The 18,069-nt window shown below is 41.6% G+C and carries 13 protein-coding genes; 8 read left to right on the forward strand and 5 right to left on the reverse strand.

The window, feature by feature from the left end; translation table 11 throughout:
* Positions 1-8 precede the first annotated feature (8 nt).
* Both C9J12_RS05025 and C9J12_RS05030 read right to left on the reverse strand, forming a co-directional pair.
* Positions 9-794, reverse strand: coding sequence for an ABC transporter ATP-binding protein (locus C9J12_RS05025; protein ID WP_107241722.1), 786 nt, complete (start codon positions 792-794; stop codon positions 9-11).
* A gap of 84 nt (positions 795-878) precedes the next feature.
* The gene (locus C9J12_RS05030; protein ID WP_107241723.1) at positions 879-2,978 is read right to left on the reverse strand and encodes a TonB-dependent siderophore receptor; all 2,100 of its coding nucleotides are present in this window, start codon (positions 2,976-2,978) and stop codon (positions 879-881) included.
* Positions 2,979-3,411: 433 nt separating this feature from the next.
* Here C9J12_RS05030 and C9J12_RS05035 point away from each other — a divergent pair, with 433 nt between their 5' ends.
* The 3 genes from C9J12_RS05035 to C9J12_RS05045 all read left to right on the forward strand — a co-directional run bounded on the left by C9J12_RS05035 (position 3,412) and on the right by C9J12_RS05045 (position 8,230).
* Positions 3,412-5,238: an ABC transporter ATP-binding protein gene (locus tag C9J12_RS05035; protein WP_107241923.1), complete on the forward strand. Its 1,827-nt coding sequence runs from the start codon at positions 3,412-3,414 to the stop codon at positions 5,236-5,238.
* A 191-nt stretch (positions 5,239-5,429) separates the two neighbouring features.
* Positions 5,430-6,614 (forward strand): YcjF family protein, encoded by a 1,185-nt coding sequence (locus C9J12_RS05040; RefSeq protein ID WP_170111725.1) that lies wholly within the window; start codon positions 5,430-5,432, stop codon positions 6,612-6,614.
* Positions 6,611-8,230: a GTPase family protein gene (locus tag C9J12_RS05045; protein WP_107241725.1), complete on the forward strand. Its 1,620-nt coding sequence runs from the start codon at positions 6,611-6,613 to the stop codon at positions 8,228-8,230. The genes C9J12_RS05040 and C9J12_RS05045 overlap by 4 nt, the downstream gene beginning before the upstream one ends.
* A gap of 103 nt (positions 8,231-8,333) precedes the next feature.
* Here the strand turns inward: C9J12_RS05045 and cra are convergent, their stop codons facing one another.
* Positions 8,334-9,317: a catabolite repressor/activator gene (cra, locus tag C9J12_RS05050; RefSeq protein ID WP_107241726.1), complete on the reverse strand. Its 984-nt coding sequence runs from the start codon at positions 9,315-9,317 to the stop codon at positions 8,334-8,336.
* 343 nt (positions 9,318-9,660) lie between these two features.
* Here cra and fruB point away from each other — a divergent pair, with 343 nt between their 5' ends.
* The 4 genes from fruB to C9J12_RS05070 all read left to right on the forward strand — a co-directional run bounded on the left by fruB (position 9,661) and on the right by C9J12_RS05070 (position 14,497).
* On the forward strand, positions 9,661-10,779 hold the full coding sequence (gene fruB / locus C9J12_RS05055) for a fused PTS fructose transporter subunit IIA/HPr protein (RefSeq protein ID WP_107241727.1): 1,119 nt from the start codon (positions 9,661-9,663) through the stop codon (positions 10,777-10,779).
* Between the two features lie 2 nt (positions 10,780-10,781).
* Positions 10,782-11,810, forward strand: a complete 1,029-nt coding sequence (pfkB, locus tag C9J12_RS05060) for a 1-phosphofructokinase (protein WP_107241924.1) — start codon at positions 10,782-10,784, stop codon at positions 11,808-11,810.
* Between the two features lie 21 nt (positions 11,811-11,831).
* On the forward strand, positions 11,832-13,571 hold the full coding sequence (fruA, locus tag C9J12_RS05065; RefSeq protein WP_107241728.1) for a PTS fructose transporter subunit IIBC: 1,740 nt from the start codon (positions 11,832-11,834) through the stop codon (positions 13,569-13,571).
* A gap of 530 nt (positions 13,572-14,101) precedes the next feature.
* Positions 14,102-14,497 (forward strand): RuvC family protein, encoded by a 396-nt coding sequence (locus C9J12_RS05070; RefSeq protein WP_107241729.1) that lies wholly within the window; start codon positions 14,102-14,104, stop codon positions 14,495-14,497.
* Positions 14,498-14,600: 103 nt separating this feature from the next.
* On the opposite strand, the gene C9J12_RS05075 is transcribed toward C9J12_RS05070, so the two are convergent.
* Both C9J12_RS05075 and C9J12_RS05080 read right to left on the reverse strand, forming a co-directional pair.
* Complete coding sequence (locus tag C9J12_RS05075) at positions 14,601-16,007, reverse strand: basic amino acid/polyamine antiporter (RefSeq protein ID WP_107241730.1); 1,407 nt, start codon at positions 16,005-16,007, stop codon at positions 14,601-14,603.
* Positions 16,008-16,206: 199 nt separating this feature from the next.
* The gene (locus tag C9J12_RS05080; RefSeq protein ID WP_107241731.1) at positions 16,207-16,677 is read right to left on the reverse strand and encodes a cell division inhibitor SulA; all 471 of its coding nucleotides are present in this window, start codon (positions 16,675-16,677) and stop codon (positions 16,207-16,209) included.
* Positions 16,678-17,432: 755 nt separating this feature from the next.
* Between C9J12_RS05080 and C9J12_RS05085 the strand changes: the two genes are divergently transcribed.
* Positions 17,433-18,062: a tetratricopeptide repeat protein gene (locus C9J12_RS05085; RefSeq protein WP_107241732.1), complete on the forward strand. Its 630-nt coding sequence runs from the start codon at positions 17,433-17,435 to the stop codon at positions 18,060-18,062.
* Positions 18,063-18,069 lie beyond the last annotated feature (7 nt).

Here is an 18,069-nt window from a genome sequence, read left to right on the forward strand (position 1 = left end):
AGAGCGGCTTAAGCGCATACAATAGCAACCTTATTATTACCGTTCTTTTTAGAGGGCTCGGGATGGTCGATCAACCTGATCGTCGATTCATAAAGATCAGACAGCCGTTGTTCGTCCAGTAATATGTTAGATTGTCCTTCAAATGCGATCTTACCATTCTTTAGGGCGACGATATGAGTGGCATAACGAAGCGCTAAATTCAGATCGTGTAAAATCACAATCACTCCAACATGTTGAGTTTGGTTAAGTTCGGCCAGTAGATTCATCAATTGGTATTGGTGCTGAATATCTAGTGCTGATGTTGGTTCATCAAGAATCAAAATAGGGGACTGTTGTGCTAATAACATCGCAACCCATGCTCTTTGGCGTTCACCACCTGATAATTCGTCGGCTAAGGTATGAGCAAATGCCTCTACGCCTGTTTTAGCAATGGATTCATCAATAATATGGCTGTCTTCTGCGTTCCAACGGCCGAGTGTACCTCGCCATGGGAAACGGCCCAACTTGACGAGCTCTTTAACGGTTAGTCCGGCGGAAGTGGGTAATTTCTGTGGCAGAAAAGCCACTTGTTTTGCTAAGTCTTTTGTTTTGTAACCTGTAAGGCTGTGTCCATTGAGTTCCACTAGGCCTGAATCTGGTGCTTGTTGCCCAGACAGTAAACTCACCAGCGTCGACTTGCCTGATCCGTTGTGACCAAGTACTACCGTTAACTCAGAGGTTGGAATCTGTAAGGAATCTACCTCAAGAATCGAACGTCCACCACGAACCATTTGAATATTAGAGAGCTTATACATTCGTTTTTCTTATTGTTCTATACCAATAGACACATACTCGCGTGTAAAAAATTCACCCTCATATTGTTGAGGGTGAATGCTTGATTACCAGCGGTAGTTCGCGTTTAGCATGACTGTTCTAGACTGTCCGTAGTAGCAGTAGTAATCACAACCCGAGACATACTCTTCATCAAAGATGTTGTTGACGTTAAGCTGTGCTTGCCATTGAGATGTAATGTCGTAAGTGACGGCTGCATCCCATAGTGTCGCGCTCGGTACGGTTAGGTTACTGCTTGCTGGGCTGTCTTTTGACTCACCAATGTAGCGAACACCTGTACCAATATTGAGCCCTTGGATGCCAGCAAGTGAGGCATTATAGTCAACCCATGCTGATGCTGCATGTTCCGGGATCAGACCTGCTTGTTTCTTACCCTGACCACCGGTATCGTCAGTCTTCGCGTCTGTGTACGTATAAGCAGCAGATACTTTTATGCTTTTGGTAACTTGGCTAACAGTTTCCACTTCTATACCTGATGACGTCAATTCACCAGTCTGTGTGGCTACAAAGGTGTTAGGATTGGTTACCAGCGCATTTTTCTGGGTAATATCAAACCACGCGAGGTTAACGTAACCGTCCATAAAGCTTGGTTCATACTTCACACCCACCTCAACTTGGTCTCCTTCAAGTGGTTTGTATAGTTTGCCTGTACTTGGATCTATTGTACTTAATACTTCAAAAGATTGGGCATAGCTTGCGTAAGGGGATAGACCGTTTTCAGCTAAGTACATTGCGCCAGCATTTAGTGATAATTGACCATCATCGCGTGATTCATCTTGATCGCCTTTTATACTTTTGTTTTCTGTTTGCCCCCAGTCGTAACGAGCACCAACTAAACCTATCCACTGAGAATCAAACTTTATTTGATACTGCGAGTAAATACTTGCTTGTGATTTTGTGATTTTACGATCAATGTTGTTAGCGGGATCTAGCGGAGTGTAGTTACCATAGTCAGGGTTCCAAGGGTTAATTGAACTAAAGGCGAAGCTGTCTTGTTCTTCACCCTCTGTTTCGTGATATTGCAGGTCTACACCTATAAGCGCAGTGTGCTCTGAACGATCACTAAACCAGCTAGCAACCGCGTTGTTGTCCATCGTAATGCTCTGGTTGTGTCCATCACGAAATACGACGCCGCGTGCTAATTCAGAAGCAGTAGGATCAGAATTTGGGAATGCGTAAACGCTGCGAAGTAATAAGTCGTTGTAACCGTAGTTTAGGTTTTGTGACAGTGACCATGTGTCATTGTAATCGTGTTCTAGTAGGTAGCCGACCGAGATTTGTGTGCGTTCGTAAGTATCATAACCAGGCTCGCCAAGGTTGGTTGATGGATCAATCTTACCAAAATCAGAATCGATAAGCGTACCAGCTGCTGGGAAGAAACCGTTCGTAGGTGTGCCATCATCTTTCAGGTATGTCGCCATTAAGGTCAGCATTGTGCGATCAGATATATCGATCTCAAGGCTTGGTGCCAGATAGAAACGCTCACTTTCTGAATGATCTAACTCGCCATCTGCGCTTTTCATCAAACCGACTAAACGGTAGCGCATTGAGCCGCTCTCGTTGGCTTCATCAGAAATATCGAAGCCGATAGATTGGGCGTTATTATTGCCCACTTCAACTTTCACTTCACCTTGTGGTGTGTAGGTCGGTTTTTTCTGCACTGCGTTGACCACACCGCCTGAAGGTGCTTCACCAAATAAAATTGCAGAAGGCCCTTTAATGACTTCTACTTGTTGTAGGCCATAAGGCTCTAGCAACCAGGTGTAATAACCATCGCGGAATAAGCGGTTGCCATCAAGGTAGGTCGCAGCATCAAAACCACGCACTTTAAACCAGTCGGTATCATTGTCTGAACCGTAAGGCTGTGCAGTTACACCAGAAGTATAACGGAGTGCTTCATCTAATTTTTGTGGTGCACGCGTTTTCAATTCCTCTTCCGTTATGATCGATACGGATTTAGGGGTTTCCTGAGCGGGTGTTTCTACTTTAAGCGCTTGAGCGGTTACCACTATGGTTTCCATTTGCTCAAGGTCACTTTGATCAGCAGCATTGGCTAGTGGGAATGTGAACGGCAGCAGTGCAACTGTTCCGACAGCAAATCCTTGTTTTATCGACAAACTCAGCTGCCTTAATTTAAAAGTATCCATGAATCCCTCATTTCAAATTGTTACTTTATTATTTTCAATCTGTCTCAGAGCGCATTTGCAAAGCTACTTGTCCCTAACAAACAGTATTGTTTTAATGGTCAATTTACCTGGAAAGCGCAATGATAACTACTATCATTGCCTTTTGTGTGAATTGTAAATAAGCCGCGAAGAAAAAGATAGACCTGCTATTGATTTAGATCACAAAATAATGACTCTAGTCTTAACTAAAAATGAGATATAGATCGTGTTTGCATGCTTGGTTCATAATAATTCTGTATCAAATTTGATTTTGGTAGGGGTGTTGGTTATGCACTATGGTTGCGTTAGTGTGATCTGGGTCACGTAATTGTGAGGTAAAAAAAGAATCACTATATAAATGCACTTTAGTAATGATAATGATTGTCATCTCGAGTTAATACAATTTGGTAAAGTAATGTTTCGCTGGTTTGAAAGTTTCACAAAGCCATTCCCGTCGGATGAGCCGCAACAGCCCCCAAAGTCGATTTTTGGCTTTTGCCGTCATTACACCAAAGGGTTTGAAATCCCGTTGGTGGTGATGTCTATCTTAAGTGCGCTAATTGCGATAGCTGAAGTCACCTTGCTACGTTATATGGGTGAACTTGTCGATATTTTAAGCACTCAAGATCGTATCACCTTCTGGCTTGATCAGGGCGATCAGATAAAAACGATGCTATTTCTAGTGGCTGTCATCATGCCTGTTTTGGGGTTTTTTCATTCGATGATCATGCATCAGACTTTGCTTGGTAATTACCCAATGTCTATTCGTTGGTCGGTGCACCGCTACTTGCTTAAGCAAAGTGTTGGATTTTTCCAGCGCGATTTTGCTGGTCGTGTTGCAACGAAAGTGATGCAAAGTGCGCTTGCCGTGCGTGAAACTGTCATGAAGTTGATGGATGTATTGATATACATTTCAGTCTACTTCATCTCGATGATTTGGATGATGGGTGAGTCGGACATGTTACTGATGTTACCGATTGCTATTTGGCTTATTTGCTATGTATTTGTTCAGCTGTATTTCATTCCGAGAATGAAAAAAGTCGCCATAGATCAGGCGGATGCTCGTTCTATCATGACAGGAAGAATCGTAGATAGTTACACCAATATCACAACAGTGAAGCTGTTTGCGCATTCTCAACGAGAGATTGATTACGCAGAAAGTAGTTTGAAGCAGTTTCTTAAAACCGTGTATCGCCAGATGCGCATGGTAACTTGCTTGTTATTCAGTGTTGACGCTATTAACTACTTACTGCTTTTCTCCATCGCGGCCTTATCTGTCACGCTTTGGTTGGATGAAGCAGTGACTGTTGGTGTGATTGCCGTAGCTATCAGCATTGCGCTGAGAGTTCAGGGCATGTCCAAATGGATTATGTGGGAAGTGAGTGCGTTGTTTGAGAATATTGGTACGGTTGTAGATGGTATGAATACCATTTCTAACGATGTTGAAATTAAAGATGTACCAAATGCAGAATCACTCGTTGTTAATGAAGGTGCAATTCACTTCAATCATGTTGGTTTTAACTACAATGATGACAAGCAAGTATTCGAGAACCTTAACTTAGTACTTAAGCCGGGTGAAAAAGTCGGTATTGTAGGGCGTTCTGGTGCTGGTAAGTCGAGCTTGGTGAACTTGCTTCTGCGATTCTACGATATTCAATCTGGTACCATAAGCATCGATGGTCAGAATATTGCTGAGGTTAGCCAAGAGTCTTTGCGTAAACAAATTGGTATGATCACTCAGGATACTTCTTTGCTTCATCGCTCAATTCGAGAAAACATTTTGTATGGCGATCCGGATGCCGACGAACAAGCGTTGATCAATTCTGCTCAACAGGCTCATGCACATGACTTTATCGCAGATCTAAAAGATGAACAGGGCAACATTGGTTACGACGTTGAAGTTGGAGAACGCGGCGTTAAGTTATCTGGCGGTCAGCGCCAACGTATAGCCATCGCTCGCGTATTATTAAAAAATGCACCTATCCTAATTATGGACGAAGCAACGTCTGCGCTTGATTCAGAAGTTGAATCAGCCATTCAGGAAAACCTTGAAGCGTTAATGGAAGGTAAAACAGTGATCGCGATAGCCCACCGTTTATCAACCATTGCGGCGATGGACAGATTAATTGTGATGGACAACGGGCAAGTGGTAGAGCAGGGAACACACCAAGAATTACTTGAAAAGCAAGGTATCTATTCGCAGTTATGGGCGTATCAAACGGGTGGATTTTTAGCAGAGTAATAAACGCTTGAGTATACAGGGCTGATGGATTAGCCCCGTTATGCCTTATAGGTATAAATATTACCTTTTGCAGTTACTTAGATGTTATTCCGTTGGTTTGCTATAGCCAACAAATTCTCGCTGAAACGAGCATCTTGAGGTAACTTGGGTATATGCATCACGTAAGTAGAGAATAAGAACCCCTTATGGCAATGAATAGCTTTTTCAAGAAAGTATTTAGCTACATGAATCCGTCGGTGAACCCTAATATCGAGCCCGCATTCACAGAATGGCAGCAGCATTTACCCACATTGTGGTTGTTGGGTAAAACGGGCGCGGGTAAGTCGACCTTGATTCAAGCCTTAACGGGTAATTCAGCTGTTGAAATTGGTAATGGTTTTAAACCCTGTACCCAAACGGCACATAGCTATCATTATCCTGTCGATAACCCATTACTGTGCTTTCTTGATACGCGTGGGCTATCAGAATCTGATTACGATCCTCATGACGATATTCAAGCTTGTAAAGATCGAAGCCATGCCTTAATTGTGGTACTAAAAGCAGAAGAGCCAGAACAAAGTGATGTACTGAATGCGCTTAAACAGATTAAAAAATCTGGTGATATCAAGCACTTTTTGATTGTTCATACCGCCATTAGTTCACTGGGTTCTCACACCGAGCAACAGCAAGCTATCTTGCACAATCAAACCCAAATTGAACATGTTTTGGGAGGGAGCGTGCAGTCTATTCAAGCTGATTTCTCACCTGAAACAGGTGACGTAATTGGGCTTGATACACTGAAAACTACCTTGGCAGAGATGCTGCCGATTTTAAGTTTGTTCACGAATACCAAAGCACACATTTCTCGTGAAGAAGGTAATTTCAATAAACTTAAAACCGAGGTGCTGTGGTATGCAGGCGCTGCCGGTGCAAGTGATGCTATTCCTGCTGTCGGGTTTGTCTCGGTGCCCGCGATACAAGGGAAGATGCTACACAGTTTAGGCAATCAATACGGCATCGAGTGGACTAAACAAGATTTCATTGAGTTTATAGGCACGTTGGGCACGGGTTTTATGGTGCAGTATCTTTCGAAGTTGGGTATTCGGCAGTTAGTGAAATTCATTCCGGCTTATGGTCAAACTATCGGTAGTGCAACAGCTGCTGCAATGAGCTTTTCATCGACATACGCGATTGGTCGTGCTGCATGTAAGTACCTATACCATAAGAGTAAAGGTGAAACGGTAACAAAAGAAGAAATGAAAGCCGTTTTTGAGCAAGCGTTTGAAAGCATTAAAAATGTCGCTGAAACTGAAATGCACAAAACGGATACGCTAGAAAAGCGCCAAAGTAAGCATACCAGCGATATGAAATCAGAATTGAAGCAGGGCAAGAGATGAAACAGCTTACAAATAATTATCGATTATTGAGCCGTTTATCTCATGGCTTTGTCCCTTTAATGATTACTGCGATATTCATTCCCTTCATTATTTTGGCTGTTTTTGGTGCAGTGTCGTTGTTTGAAAAAGGGCAATGGCTGTTATTTTTAGGCTTATCAGCCGCGTTTTGTCTCGTTATCTTTTTGCCGTTTCTTTTTTTGAAACAAAGGGCGACGAAACAGCGCCTGTTTGAACAAGAGCAGTTTAAGCAAAAGCAAGCACAAGGCGGCTCACAACAGAATACGTTAACTGATAACGACTTTGAGAAAGCCACTGTCGAACCTAATGCAGAATGGTCTGAGTTTGATCTTCAAGTGTGGAAAAAACTCAATACGACTATTCAGCAGAAACTAGATAGCGATGATGAGTGGGGCAGTTTGCGTGAACATGGCTTCGAATTAGCCTCTCACGTTGCCCGCGAATATGCGCCCAATGCTACCGCCCATGATTTAGCATTTACAGCACCAGAATTCTTATTGATGGTAGAAGAGGTAAGCCATCGTTATCGTCACTTCCTTAAAGAAAATATCCCATTTTCAGAAAAAATAAAGCTAACCACTATCAAGCAAGGGTATGCACACAAAGACAAAATGGACACCGCGAAGAAAGCGTACGACGTCTATCGTATCTTTCGTGCCGTTACCCCTGCAGGTTGGATTGCCGAAGCCAGAAGTCAGATTGTTGGTCGGCTTTTTGATGAAGTGAGTATCGATGTACAACATCGCTTGAAGAAGACGCTGTTACAAGAAGTGGTTTCCGTGGCAATCGATTTATACAGTGGGCGGTTTAAAGCCAGAGACGCAGAGCTCGCAGAGAGTGACGTTGTCACTAAAGATCGTGCGCGAGTCGAACCTAATATTGAACCGTTGCGTGTTGCTGTTATCGGGCAAGTGAGTGCGGGTAAATCGTCAGTGGTGAATGCTGTGGTTGGTAGTATGGTGGCAGAAGTGAGTGCCATTCCTTCAACCGACAGTATTCATGTTCATAAATGCGAAGTCGAGGGTGTCGATCTGATCCATTTGCTCGATCTTCCTGGTATTGATGGCAATCCTAAAACAGAAGCTTTGATTGTTGATCAAATTGCTAACAGTGATCTTGTCTTTTGGGTACTCAAAGCCAATCAATCAGCCAGAACATTAGACACTCATCTCAAAGCGGCGATTGATGAATTTTATACACAACCGAAAAACCGATCACGAAAAAAACCGCAGATATTGGCTTTGGTCAATCAAGTTGATCGCCTTCAGCCTGTGCAAGAGTGGCAACCACCTTACAACATAGAACAGCCAACAACAGCCAAAGCTAAAACCATTAAAGCCGCCGTTGAATATAACCAAGAATTGTTATCTCCCGATCATATTATTCCGGTGTGCGTGAGTGAAAATAAAGCGGCATTTAACCTCGATGAAATAGGGGTGCTGTTACAATTTTCGTATGAAGATGGCGTTAATACACAGCTTAATCGTCGAAGAATTGAGGGTGATAAAACCGATTACCTCAATCAAGCGAAACGGCTTTTTAGTTTAAGTAAAGTGGCGTTTAAACAGTTAAGAGATGCCGATAAGCACTCTACTTGAGGTTGCTACTATAAAGGTTGTTACTATATATAACGTTAGCTGAGCAATGTGAATATAGGCTGAATTATCCTTATTCACATTACTCTCTGAGGTTTTTCTTACGTTATCGTCTTTTTATCTTTCTTGGTACAACTTCAACACCAGTACGGTAGCGACCTGCTGCAGCGTTGAGTGCTAACTCTAGGGCGTTGTCTGCAATTAGCTCAAACTGTTGGGGTAACGATTGAATTTTAATGGGTAAAAAATCCAATAAGCGGTTGTCACCGAATGTCGCTAAATGAATTTTTGACATCAATTCGGGATTCGCCAGTAAGCAATCAAGAATGCCTTCAAATAGAGTATAAGAGGTGGCGAGAATCGCATCAGGGAAGTGTCCTGAATCAATCCATTGTTGCACCTGTTTTTGCCCTTGTTCTTGGCTGAAATGATCGCCATAAGCAATGTGCATGGTGATATCTGGCTGATGACGACGAATCGCGGTCAAAAAACCTTGCTCACGTTCTTTCGATACACCTAACTCAGGTACGGCTCCTACCAGCCCAATACTATTCACACCTTTATTGAGAAGGGTCTGAGTAAGCTCAAATGCTCCCTCTAAATCTTCACTGATTACACTAGCAAAGATTTCATCGTCTAACGCACGGTCGAGTGCAATAACGGGTACGCCGCCAGTTTGAATGCGTGGATAAAACGCATTATCAGCAGGAAGCACACTGGCGACAAGCAGCGCATCGATACGACGGCTTAACAGTGTTTCTGCAACTTTCATTTCTGTATCAGGATCATCATCAGAACACGAGATGATCAATTGATAGCCTGCTTTACGCGCATTTCTTTCGAGCAATTTCGCTAATTTGGCATAACTGCTGTTTTCTAGATCGGGAATAATTAAACCAAACGACCGGCTACTGCCTGCACGAAGAGAGGTAGCAGCGTGATCTGGGCGAAAGTTATGTTCATTAACAACAGCCATTACCTTTACTTGTGTTTTTTCACTGATCCGATATTTGCTAGCTTTACCATTAATGACATAGCTAGCTGTTGTGCGAGATACACCAGCCAATTTTGCAATTTCATCTAACGTCATGATGAGTTCTTATCGTTTGCTTATAATAGAGATTAAAAAGAGATCTGTGCGCTTGATCATATAATCGCAAATGATCCTTTATAGAACAATTGCAATCATAGCTGAAACGATTCAGTATGTCTGCTGAAAGGTTTCAGCAAAGCTCTAAAATGTTAAGTGGCTTTACTGAAACTTTTAATTTCACCAAATGCTGAAACGATTCAGCTTTTAGGTTGAAGTAGTAATTTATAATTATACGACGTGTCGATGGGCATTTTAACTGGGTATGAATAGAGACTTTTACCTCAGTGATTAGCGCTTAATCAGACAAATAGAAGACAGAAAATACCAGTGGAGTGAATACATGTTGTCACTATCTAAAAACGATATTCAGTTAAAGCAAACCGCGACCAATAAAGAAGATGCGATTAAAGCATTAGCAGCAAGCCTTGAAACACAAGGGCTAGTAGAAGCTGGGTATGTGAATGGCATGCTTGCACGTGAAGCGCAGAACTCCACATTTTTAGGTAACGGTATCGCGATTCCACACGGTACAACAGATACTCGCAGTTTGGTGAAGCAGACAGGCGTGAAAGTGCATCATTTCCCACAAGGTGTTAACTGGGGTAATGGCAAAACGGTTTATTTAGCGATTGGTATTGCCGCGAAATCTGATGAACATCTTGGTATTTTGAAGCAGCTAACGAAAGTGCTTTCAGCTGATGGCGTTGAAGATAAATTAAAAAATTGCGAGAGTGAAAGTGGCATCATTTCTATCTTAAATGGTGAAGCGCAACTAGAAGCTGAATTTGATACAGAGCTTGTTCAATTGGCATTTCCAGCTACAGATTTGATTCAACTAACAGCGGTTGCGGCTGGGCTTATTAAGAATCGCCAGTTTGCAGGTAATGGCTGTGTAGCAGATGCGATTGCAACAGGTGCTACGCATTTAGGGCAGGGAATTTGGTTGGCAAAAAGTAACCAAGATGTGTCACGTACTGCACTGTCTTTTGTTACTCCTACTGTGGCGTTTGAAGAGAATGGTCAAGCCGTTAAAGGTTTGATTATGGTGGCAGCGTGTAACAGCGCACATGTATCAAATTTGGGCTTTATAACGCAGCTTGTCTATACAGCGCAAGCCGACAAGTTGGCAAGTGCAGATGCTGAAAAAGTGGTGTCTTTACTGACTCAAGAAACCTTAGAAGGCTCTACAGCATCGTTCAAAATTCGTAATTCACATGGCTTACATGCTCGCCCTGGTGCGATGTTAGTGAGTGTCGCGAAGAAATTTACCTCCGCTATTCAGGTGGTTAATCTTAACGGTGAAGGCAAACCTGCGAATGCGAAAAGCTTGATGAAAGTGATTGCACTGGGTGTGAAATGTGGACACGAACTGCAATTTACCGCTCAAGGTGATGACGCTGAACTTGCACTTGAATCGATTGGTCAAGCAATTGCAGATGGTTTAGGAGAGGGTAAATAATGATGGATACGACGGCTACAACTACAACTATAGCGACAGGCGTAATTAAGCCTAAAGTCGTTACTGTTACGTTAAACCCAGCATTGGATTTAACGGGCAGTTTAGATTCATTGTCCCTTGGCACCGTTAATGTTGTGAACAAAGGTAGCCTTCATCCTGCAGGCAAAGGCGTTAACGTAGCAAAAGTGCTGGCTGAATTAGGTGCAGATGTAACGGTTACGGGGCTATTAGGTGCCGATAACCAAGAACCTTTCTGCCAATTGTTTGAAGACATTGGCGCGACAGACAAGTTTATTCGTGTAAAGGGTGCTAGCCGCATTAATGTAAAACTTGTTGAAAGTACGGGAAAAGTCAGTGACATCAATTTTCCGGGTGTTGCTGTATCACAAGATGATATTAGTCGATTTGAACAGACGTTATTTGAATTAGCGAAAACACACGACGTATTTGTAATTGCAGGCAGTTTACCAGCAGGCATTACACCTGAATTATGTGCCGATTGGATCGCACGTTTACATCAAGAAGGCAAAAAGGTGCTTTTTGATAGCAGTAAAGCAGCATTGGTCGCTGGCTTTAGCAAGAACCCGTGGTTAGTTAAGCCTAATGATGAAGAACTTGCACAGTGGGCGGGTCGAGAGTTAACAACGGAACACGATTTTACAGAGGTTGCAGAACAACTGGCTGAACAAGGTATCGCTAATGTAGTGGTTTCTTTAGGGGCAGACGGTGTGATGTGGCTGAATAATGAAGGCTGGTTACGTTCGCAACCACCGAAAATGCAGGTTGTTAGTACCGTTGGTGCTGGTGACACGCTGGTGGCTGGAATGTGCTGGGGACATATCAATAAGTGGTCGAAACAAGAAACTCTTCGTTTCGCAACTGCGCTTTCTGCTTTAGCTGTCAGCCAAGTTGGTGTAGGCGTTGAAGACATTAACGCGGTGAATGCGATGAAAGAAAGAGTCACTATTTCTGGTTGTGTACTTGCAAGTACAAACGAACTGGATAATTCAATTAATAATGTGAAGTGCTAACACGGATATGAGGGTATCAACATGAAAATTGCAATCGTAACAGCTTGCCCTAGTGGCATTGCCAACAGCGTAATTGCTGCTGGCTTATTAGAAAAAGCAGCAGCAGAGCTTAAATGGAATGCTGACATTGAGTGTCAGTCAACCGTTACAGCTTCTACATCACTAACAACAGAACAAATTAAAGCGGCAGACTACATTGTTATTGCAGCGAGCACTGCGGTTGACACATCACGTTTTGCGGGTAAAAAAGTTTATCAATCAGCAGTATCTGCCTGTTTCTCGGATCCTAAAGCCTATTTAGAACTTGCTGTTGATAAGGCCGCTGTGTTGTCAGCATCTGAACTAAAAAATGCAGAGGCTGCTGTTAGTAATACATCTGGAAAGAAGAAGATTGTTGCTATTACAGCGTGTCCTACTGGTGTGGCACACACGTTCATGGCGGCTGAGGCGCTTGAGCAAGAAGGCCAGCGCCAAGGTCACGATATTAAAGTTGAAACTCGTGGGTCGGTTGGTGCTAAAAACCAATTAACCGATGAAGAAATTGCAGCTGCTGATCTTGTGATCATTGCCGCTGATATCGAAGTGGATTTAGCCCGCTTTGATGGTAAAAAGCTGTATAAAACAAGCACAGGTTTAGCACTGAAGAAAACGAAGCAAGAAATGGACAAAGCCTTTTCAAGTGCATCGGTATACAAGCATGAAGCGGGCAGTGCATCTTCTAGCGCTCAGAATCAAGAAAAAACAGGTGCCTATAAACACCTTATGACGGGTGTTTCGCACATGTTGCCACTGGTTGTTGCAGGTGGTTTATCTATTGCTCTCTCTTTTGTTTTTGGTATTGAAGCCTTTAAAGAAGAAGGCACATTAGCAGCGGCATTAATGACAATTGGTGGTGGTTCAGCCTTCGCACTAATGGTTCCAGTGCTTGCCGGCTTTATTGCTTTCTCTATTGCTGATCGCCCAGGTTTAGCTCCTGGTTTAATTGGCGGTATGTTAGCGAGTTCAACGGGGGCTGGTTTCCTTGGCGGTATTGTTGCAGGTTTCCTTGCTGGTTACAGTGCGAAGTTCTTAGCCGATAAAGTGAAGCTACCGCAATCGATGGAAGCACTTAAACCAATACTGATTATTCCGCTTGTTGCGAGTTTAATCACGGGTTTAATCATGATTTACGTTGTTGGTGGCCCTGTTGCTGCAGCAATGACGGGTTTAACCGAATTCTTGAATAACATGGGTTCTGCCAACGCGGTACTGCTGGGTATTATTCTTGGCTGTATGATGTGTTTCGACCTTGGTGGCCCAGTAAACAAAGCGGCATATACATTTGGTGTGGGTCTATTAGCGTCACAAACTTATGCACCAATGGCAGCAGTAATGGCTGCGGGTATGGTACCTGCGATGGGTATGGGTTTAGCCACATTCCTTGCGAAACGTAAGTTTAACTCAAGCGAATCAGAAGCGGGTAAAGCATCATTTGTATTAGGTCTTTGCTTTATCTCTGAAGGTGCAATTCCTTTCGCAGCTCGCGATCCAATGCGTGTAATCCCATGTTGTATGGCAGGCGGTGCGTTAACAGGTGCATTGTCGATGCTATTTGGTGCGCAACTAATGGCACCACACGGTGGTCTGTTTGTTCTGCTTATTCCAAATGCGATTAGCCCAGCACTTATGTATTTAGTGGCGATTGCGGCAGGTACATTGGTAACAGGTATTAGCTATGCGGTCTTGAAAAAATCAGACCAAGAGCAATTAGCAACAGCATAGAATATAGTGTGTAAGTAATATCTAAAAAGCCTCAGATAATCTATTAATCATTAATAGTATCTGAGGTTTTTTTATGCGCATTGATAATATCAATAACATACTAGTAACGTTATAGGGGCGTAATAAAATGATATGTTTAAGCTCCATACATCAGCTCTGTTTATGTATGGCTTTTGAAGGGAAGTATTTAACATCTTCATTTTATAATTATATCCATAAAAATAATAGCTTATGCATTAATGTCAATGTGAATAATGGAGTTAATGTTAGTTGTTATTATGTCTCTTACGAAAAAAGAGAGAATTATACGTTTCGTGTGAAATATGTTCAGGTTAGGTTTGTTGGTTGTTAAATGTATGTTTTCATTGTATTTAATTATTGATTTTTATGCTCTAAAAGTAAGATCCAGTGCAAGTTTTTTAAAACTGAGAATACCTTCTAAACAACTTAATCGTATAGTAAATGGCTAGTGCAATTAATTGCACTAGCCATATTAGTAAAGGTAAGTGATTTTTCTTTTAAGGAGATATATGGAAATATTAGCCGCATCCTCAAAAAAAGAAAATGTAGTGTTTGATTACACGTTATTCTTATCTGCGTCTTGTAAGCATCGATTCACTTTTTTAGATGCGATAAAAGCGTGTATACCTGCGTTTGAGATATCATGGAGGTCATCTCTACCTAGCGGGTTAAGTGTTTCTGAACAGTTGCAAATGCAAGCATTAAAAGTGCTTTCTACCAATGTGAGTGATGCCAGTAATCTTGTGCGTTTGTTGCGCTTAGCGCGCTCAGAACATATTGATGAGATTGTGATTTCTTTGCCATATTCTTTGGATGAAGAACAATTACGATTAATTGAAGAGAAGTCGGGGTGTCACATTGGGTTTATTGAAGACAATAGCGAACAGTTAAGAGTGAGTATTTAATACCACGATCTAACACTAAATCTGCATTTGTAGATAAAAGAAAAGCCAGTTGTAAGCTGGCTTTTTTGTGTCTGCTATTTTAGAACGAGTAAAATTAACAGAATTATAAGATACCCGTCCAAAGCATACCGACTGCAAAACAAGCAGCAACGGTTAGCACACCAGCCGCCGCTTTTTCTTTCCCAATGAATACTTTTACGCCTTGTTCGCGTTTAGCTTTGACGTAGAAATACAAACCAGGGAGGTAAAGTAATGCAGAAAGTAGCAGGTAATTTAAGCCCGAAGCATATAGAAGCCATAAGCCGTAACTACTTGCACAAATCCCAACAAATAACAGCGAACCGCGATTTTTAGTCTGGATAGCTAATTGCAATGTATATGCACCAACTAAGAAATAAGGCACTAAGATCATTTCAGAAGCGATGGCCAGTAGGGTGTCATACGTTCCCCCTGCGTACATCACGAAAAACAATGAAACTTGAATGCAGACGTTAGTTAATAAAAGGGATTTTACAGGGCTTCCCGCTTTATTTTGAGTGGTAAAGCATTTAGGGAACATCTTATCTTTAGCGGCAAGATAGGGCGCTTCAGAGGCTAATACAGTCCAGCTTAAGAATGCTCCGCATACTGAAATTAACAAACCACAGCCAATAATAATCCCACCCCAAGGGCCTAAGATATGCGTGAGCACTTGTGCCATTGATGGGTTGTGATAAGTCGCTAACTCTTGAGTGGTAATAACCCCCATAGAAAGCAGCGTCACAAGTACATAAATAGATAAAGCAGTTAATAGGCCAAGAATGGTTGCTCTACCAATATCTCGACGGTGTCTTGCTCGGCTTGAAACAACCACAGCGCCTTCAATACCAATGAATACCCAGACAGTAATTAGCATGGTACTTTTTACTTGAGAAAGTAGATCATGCTCTTCACCAAAATGAAGCCCAGTAAAATCAAAAATAAAGGTGTCCCACTTAAATGCTACAAAGGCAAAAGCAATAAACATAAAGAGGGGAACAAGTTTAGCGATGGTTGTTACCATATTAATAATGGCAGCAGTTTGAATACCACGAAGTACTAAGGCGTGTACAAGCCATAATAAAATGGAGGAGCCCGCAACAGCAAGCCAGGTATTTCCTTCGCCAAATAAAATCATATCAGGTTGATCGAAAAACATACCTAGCGTGCTGAAGACAATCACTAAATAAGAAACGTTGGCAAGCATTGCGCTTAACCAATAGCCCCATGCAGAACAGAAGCCTACGAAGTCACCAAAACCTGCTTGGGCGTAACCAAAAACGCCACTTTCGATTTCTGGTTTTAAGTGGGAAAGATGTTGGAAAGCGAGGGCGAGAAAAATCATGCCTACACCTGTAATGCTCCAACCAATCATTACAGCTGCTGGGCTAGCCACTGAAGCCATGTTTTGAGGAAGGCTAAAGACGCCCGCACCAATCATAGACCCTATTACCAGTGCGGTCATCGCACCTAAACCAAGTTTATTATCCAAAATAAAATCCGGTGTATATAACTATAGGGCGTAGATAATAAAGCATTTCATTGTGCTTTTTTGATAATTTTCAGAAATTATGTGACATTGATTAACTTAATAGCAGTGGATAACCCTTTTCATTGCTACAGATCAAAAATTTAATCAGATATTTTGATTAAACAACAACACTATTCGTTTTTTTAGCATTTATCGCGAATTAGTGAAGGGTAACCTTATGTTTTGTCGCGTGATTAATAACAAAAGCTAGCGTTTGACCTTGTTCTGATGCTTGGCGAATAGCATCTGTTTGGAAACTAGTAATGTTACCCGCCGCAATAACGGCACTGCAATTGCCACTAATTAATGCTTTTGTCATCAACGCTTGGTCATCTAACAACTTTTTGTTTTTTAAGACTAGCACCTTACTAATATCAACGCCTGCGCTTATAAGAAGCTTCTTATCAATCATCGCTTCATCGCCAATGAACATAATCCAACGGCTCTGCAAGCTCGCTTGCTTTAATAAACGTAGAAAGTAGGCGAGTTGAGTTTGCGACTCATCGGTAAATGAAACATCAATAGGGCATTTAACCGACTGGTATTTAGGCACGGTAGAGTTTGTTGTAAAGGTTGATTTATATGCCTGAGAAGCAGTAACCGATTGTAGGTTATTTAATAATGCTGTCATGGGTTGTCATCCTTATACCAGTGGTTAAATAGTACTGTGTATCTATACTGTACTGTATGAACGTACAGTAGTGTTATTTGGGCGGGGATGCAAGTGTTTTTTTGTTGTACTTTTATGTCTTAACGGAAATTACTTTCGGGATGCAGAGATTGTTGTGTGTTCTATCTTATTGTTTATTAGTGTGATTTTGTATGGGTGGTGATTTCATGAAAAATCGAATTTCAGCTTAAATTCAGAAATAATGAGAAATAAAGTATCGAATAGTTGAGTGACTTCACGCCAGTTAAGCGGTCTGTAGGAAGGTTTATACAGTAGTTTACTGTTTATCTTCTTAATCGTGTTTTTTAAAGCGTTTACTGTTTGATGACCGTTTTGACAAGAATCAGCCAGCCCAGTTTCGGAGGAATAAACTTAATAAATGAATGTCTGAAAATTGCATGTCGAATGTATGTTGACTTATAAGGTGGAAATTAATGCCTAATTTATTAGACTTTCATCAAGTTACATATCAAATCAGTTGGTATCATACAGCCTACATTTTGTGAACACGAATACGGGGGCATACCGAGGGCGGTAGCGTATTTATAGGGTTCTACATACTGAAGTTAGTTGTGTGTGGTTTAGGTAATTTCTGAAGTGAAATATACGATCACAGATCGTATGTTCGATGCGTATATTTGCGGATTTAGGAGCGATATACGCATTAGGTTCGTTGAATAAAATGTTATGTTTTTTATATTTAAGGTGTAATTGTAGTGAATAAGTCTAAAGTTAAGTACTTAACAGCGTTTATTGATGAAACCCCTGACTCATTTCAATCTTATTATCAAAGAGGGGTTCTTTATGGTGGGAAATATATTGAATCAGATGAGTGCTGTGGGTCTAATGATGTTGAAAATGTACATGAGGCAATTAAAGACTTTGAAAAAGTAATAGAGTTGTCACCAGATTTTGCAAACGCATATTTCCATAAAGCTTGTCTATATTTTGCACTTGATATAGACGATGAGGAAGCTTGCGAATTAATTGAGCATGCTCTTGGAATAGAACCCAATAATGTGGACTTCTTAATAAAACACTCAGAAATAATCACCTATCATGGTGAGAATGCCCACATTGCAATCGAAATTATGGATAAAGTAATATCTATCCAGCCTTCACTTCTGGCTTTTTATCTAAAAGGGCTGCACCTGATGAGTGATGCAGAGTATGATGTTTTTGTGGGCAATGTCGATAATGGGTATTTATCCTACGAGAAAGCGATAGAAATGTTTAATATGGTCATTGCAATGGATGGAAGTTCAGAATATAAGCAGAAGGCATCAGAATTCATTGACGAATGCCTAGAGCATTTACGCGCTAAGAATGACGTGGCTAAGAACTAGGTATTAG

Origin of the sequence: Photobacterium frigidiphilum (assembly GCF_003025615.1) — a bacterium.
Taxonomy (GTDB): Bacteria; Pseudomonadota; Gammaproteobacteria; order Enterobacterales; family Vibrionaceae; genus Photobacterium; species Photobacterium frigidiphilum.

Coding starts and splice junctions, on each gene's coding strand:
- C9J12_RS05025 (WP_107241722.1), bottom strand. CDS start 794: ATGTATAAGCTCTCTAATATTCAAATGGTTCGTGGTGGACGTTCGATT.
- C9J12_RS05030 (WP_107241723.1), bottom strand. CDS start 2,978: ATGGATACTTTTAAATTAAGGCAGCTGAGTTTGTCGATAAAACAAGGA.
- C9J12_RS05035 (WP_107241923.1), top strand. CDS start 3,412: ATGTTTCGCTGGTTTGAAAGTTTCACAAAGCCATTCCCGTCGGATGAG.
- C9J12_RS05040 (WP_170111725.1), top strand. CDS start 5,430: ATGAATAGCTTTTTCAAGAAAGTATTTAGCTACATGAATCCGTCGGTG.
- C9J12_RS05045 (WP_107241725.1), top strand. CDS start 6,611: ATGAAACAGCTTACAAATAATTATCGATTATTGAGCCGTTTATCTCAT.
- cra (WP_107241726.1), bottom strand. CDS start 9,317: ATGACGTTAGATGAAATTGCAAAATTGGCTGGTGTATCTCGCACAACA.
- fruB (WP_107241727.1), top strand. CDS start 9,661: ATGTTGTCACTATCTAAAAACGATATTCAGTTAAAGCAAACCGCGACC.
- pfkB (WP_107241924.1), top strand. CDS start 10,782: ATGGATACGACGGCTACAACTACAACTATAGCGACAGGCGTAATTAAG.
- fruA (WP_107241728.1), top strand. CDS start 11,832: ATGAAAATTGCAATCGTAACAGCTTGCCCTAGTGGCATTGCCAACAGC.
- C9J12_RS05070 (WP_107241729.1), top strand. CDS start 14,102: ATGGAAATATTAGCCGCATCCTCAAAAAAAGAAAATGTAGTGTTTGAT.
- C9J12_RS05080 (WP_107241731.1), bottom strand. CDS start 16,677: ATGACAGCATTATTAAATAACCTACAATCGGTTACTGCTTCTCAGGCA.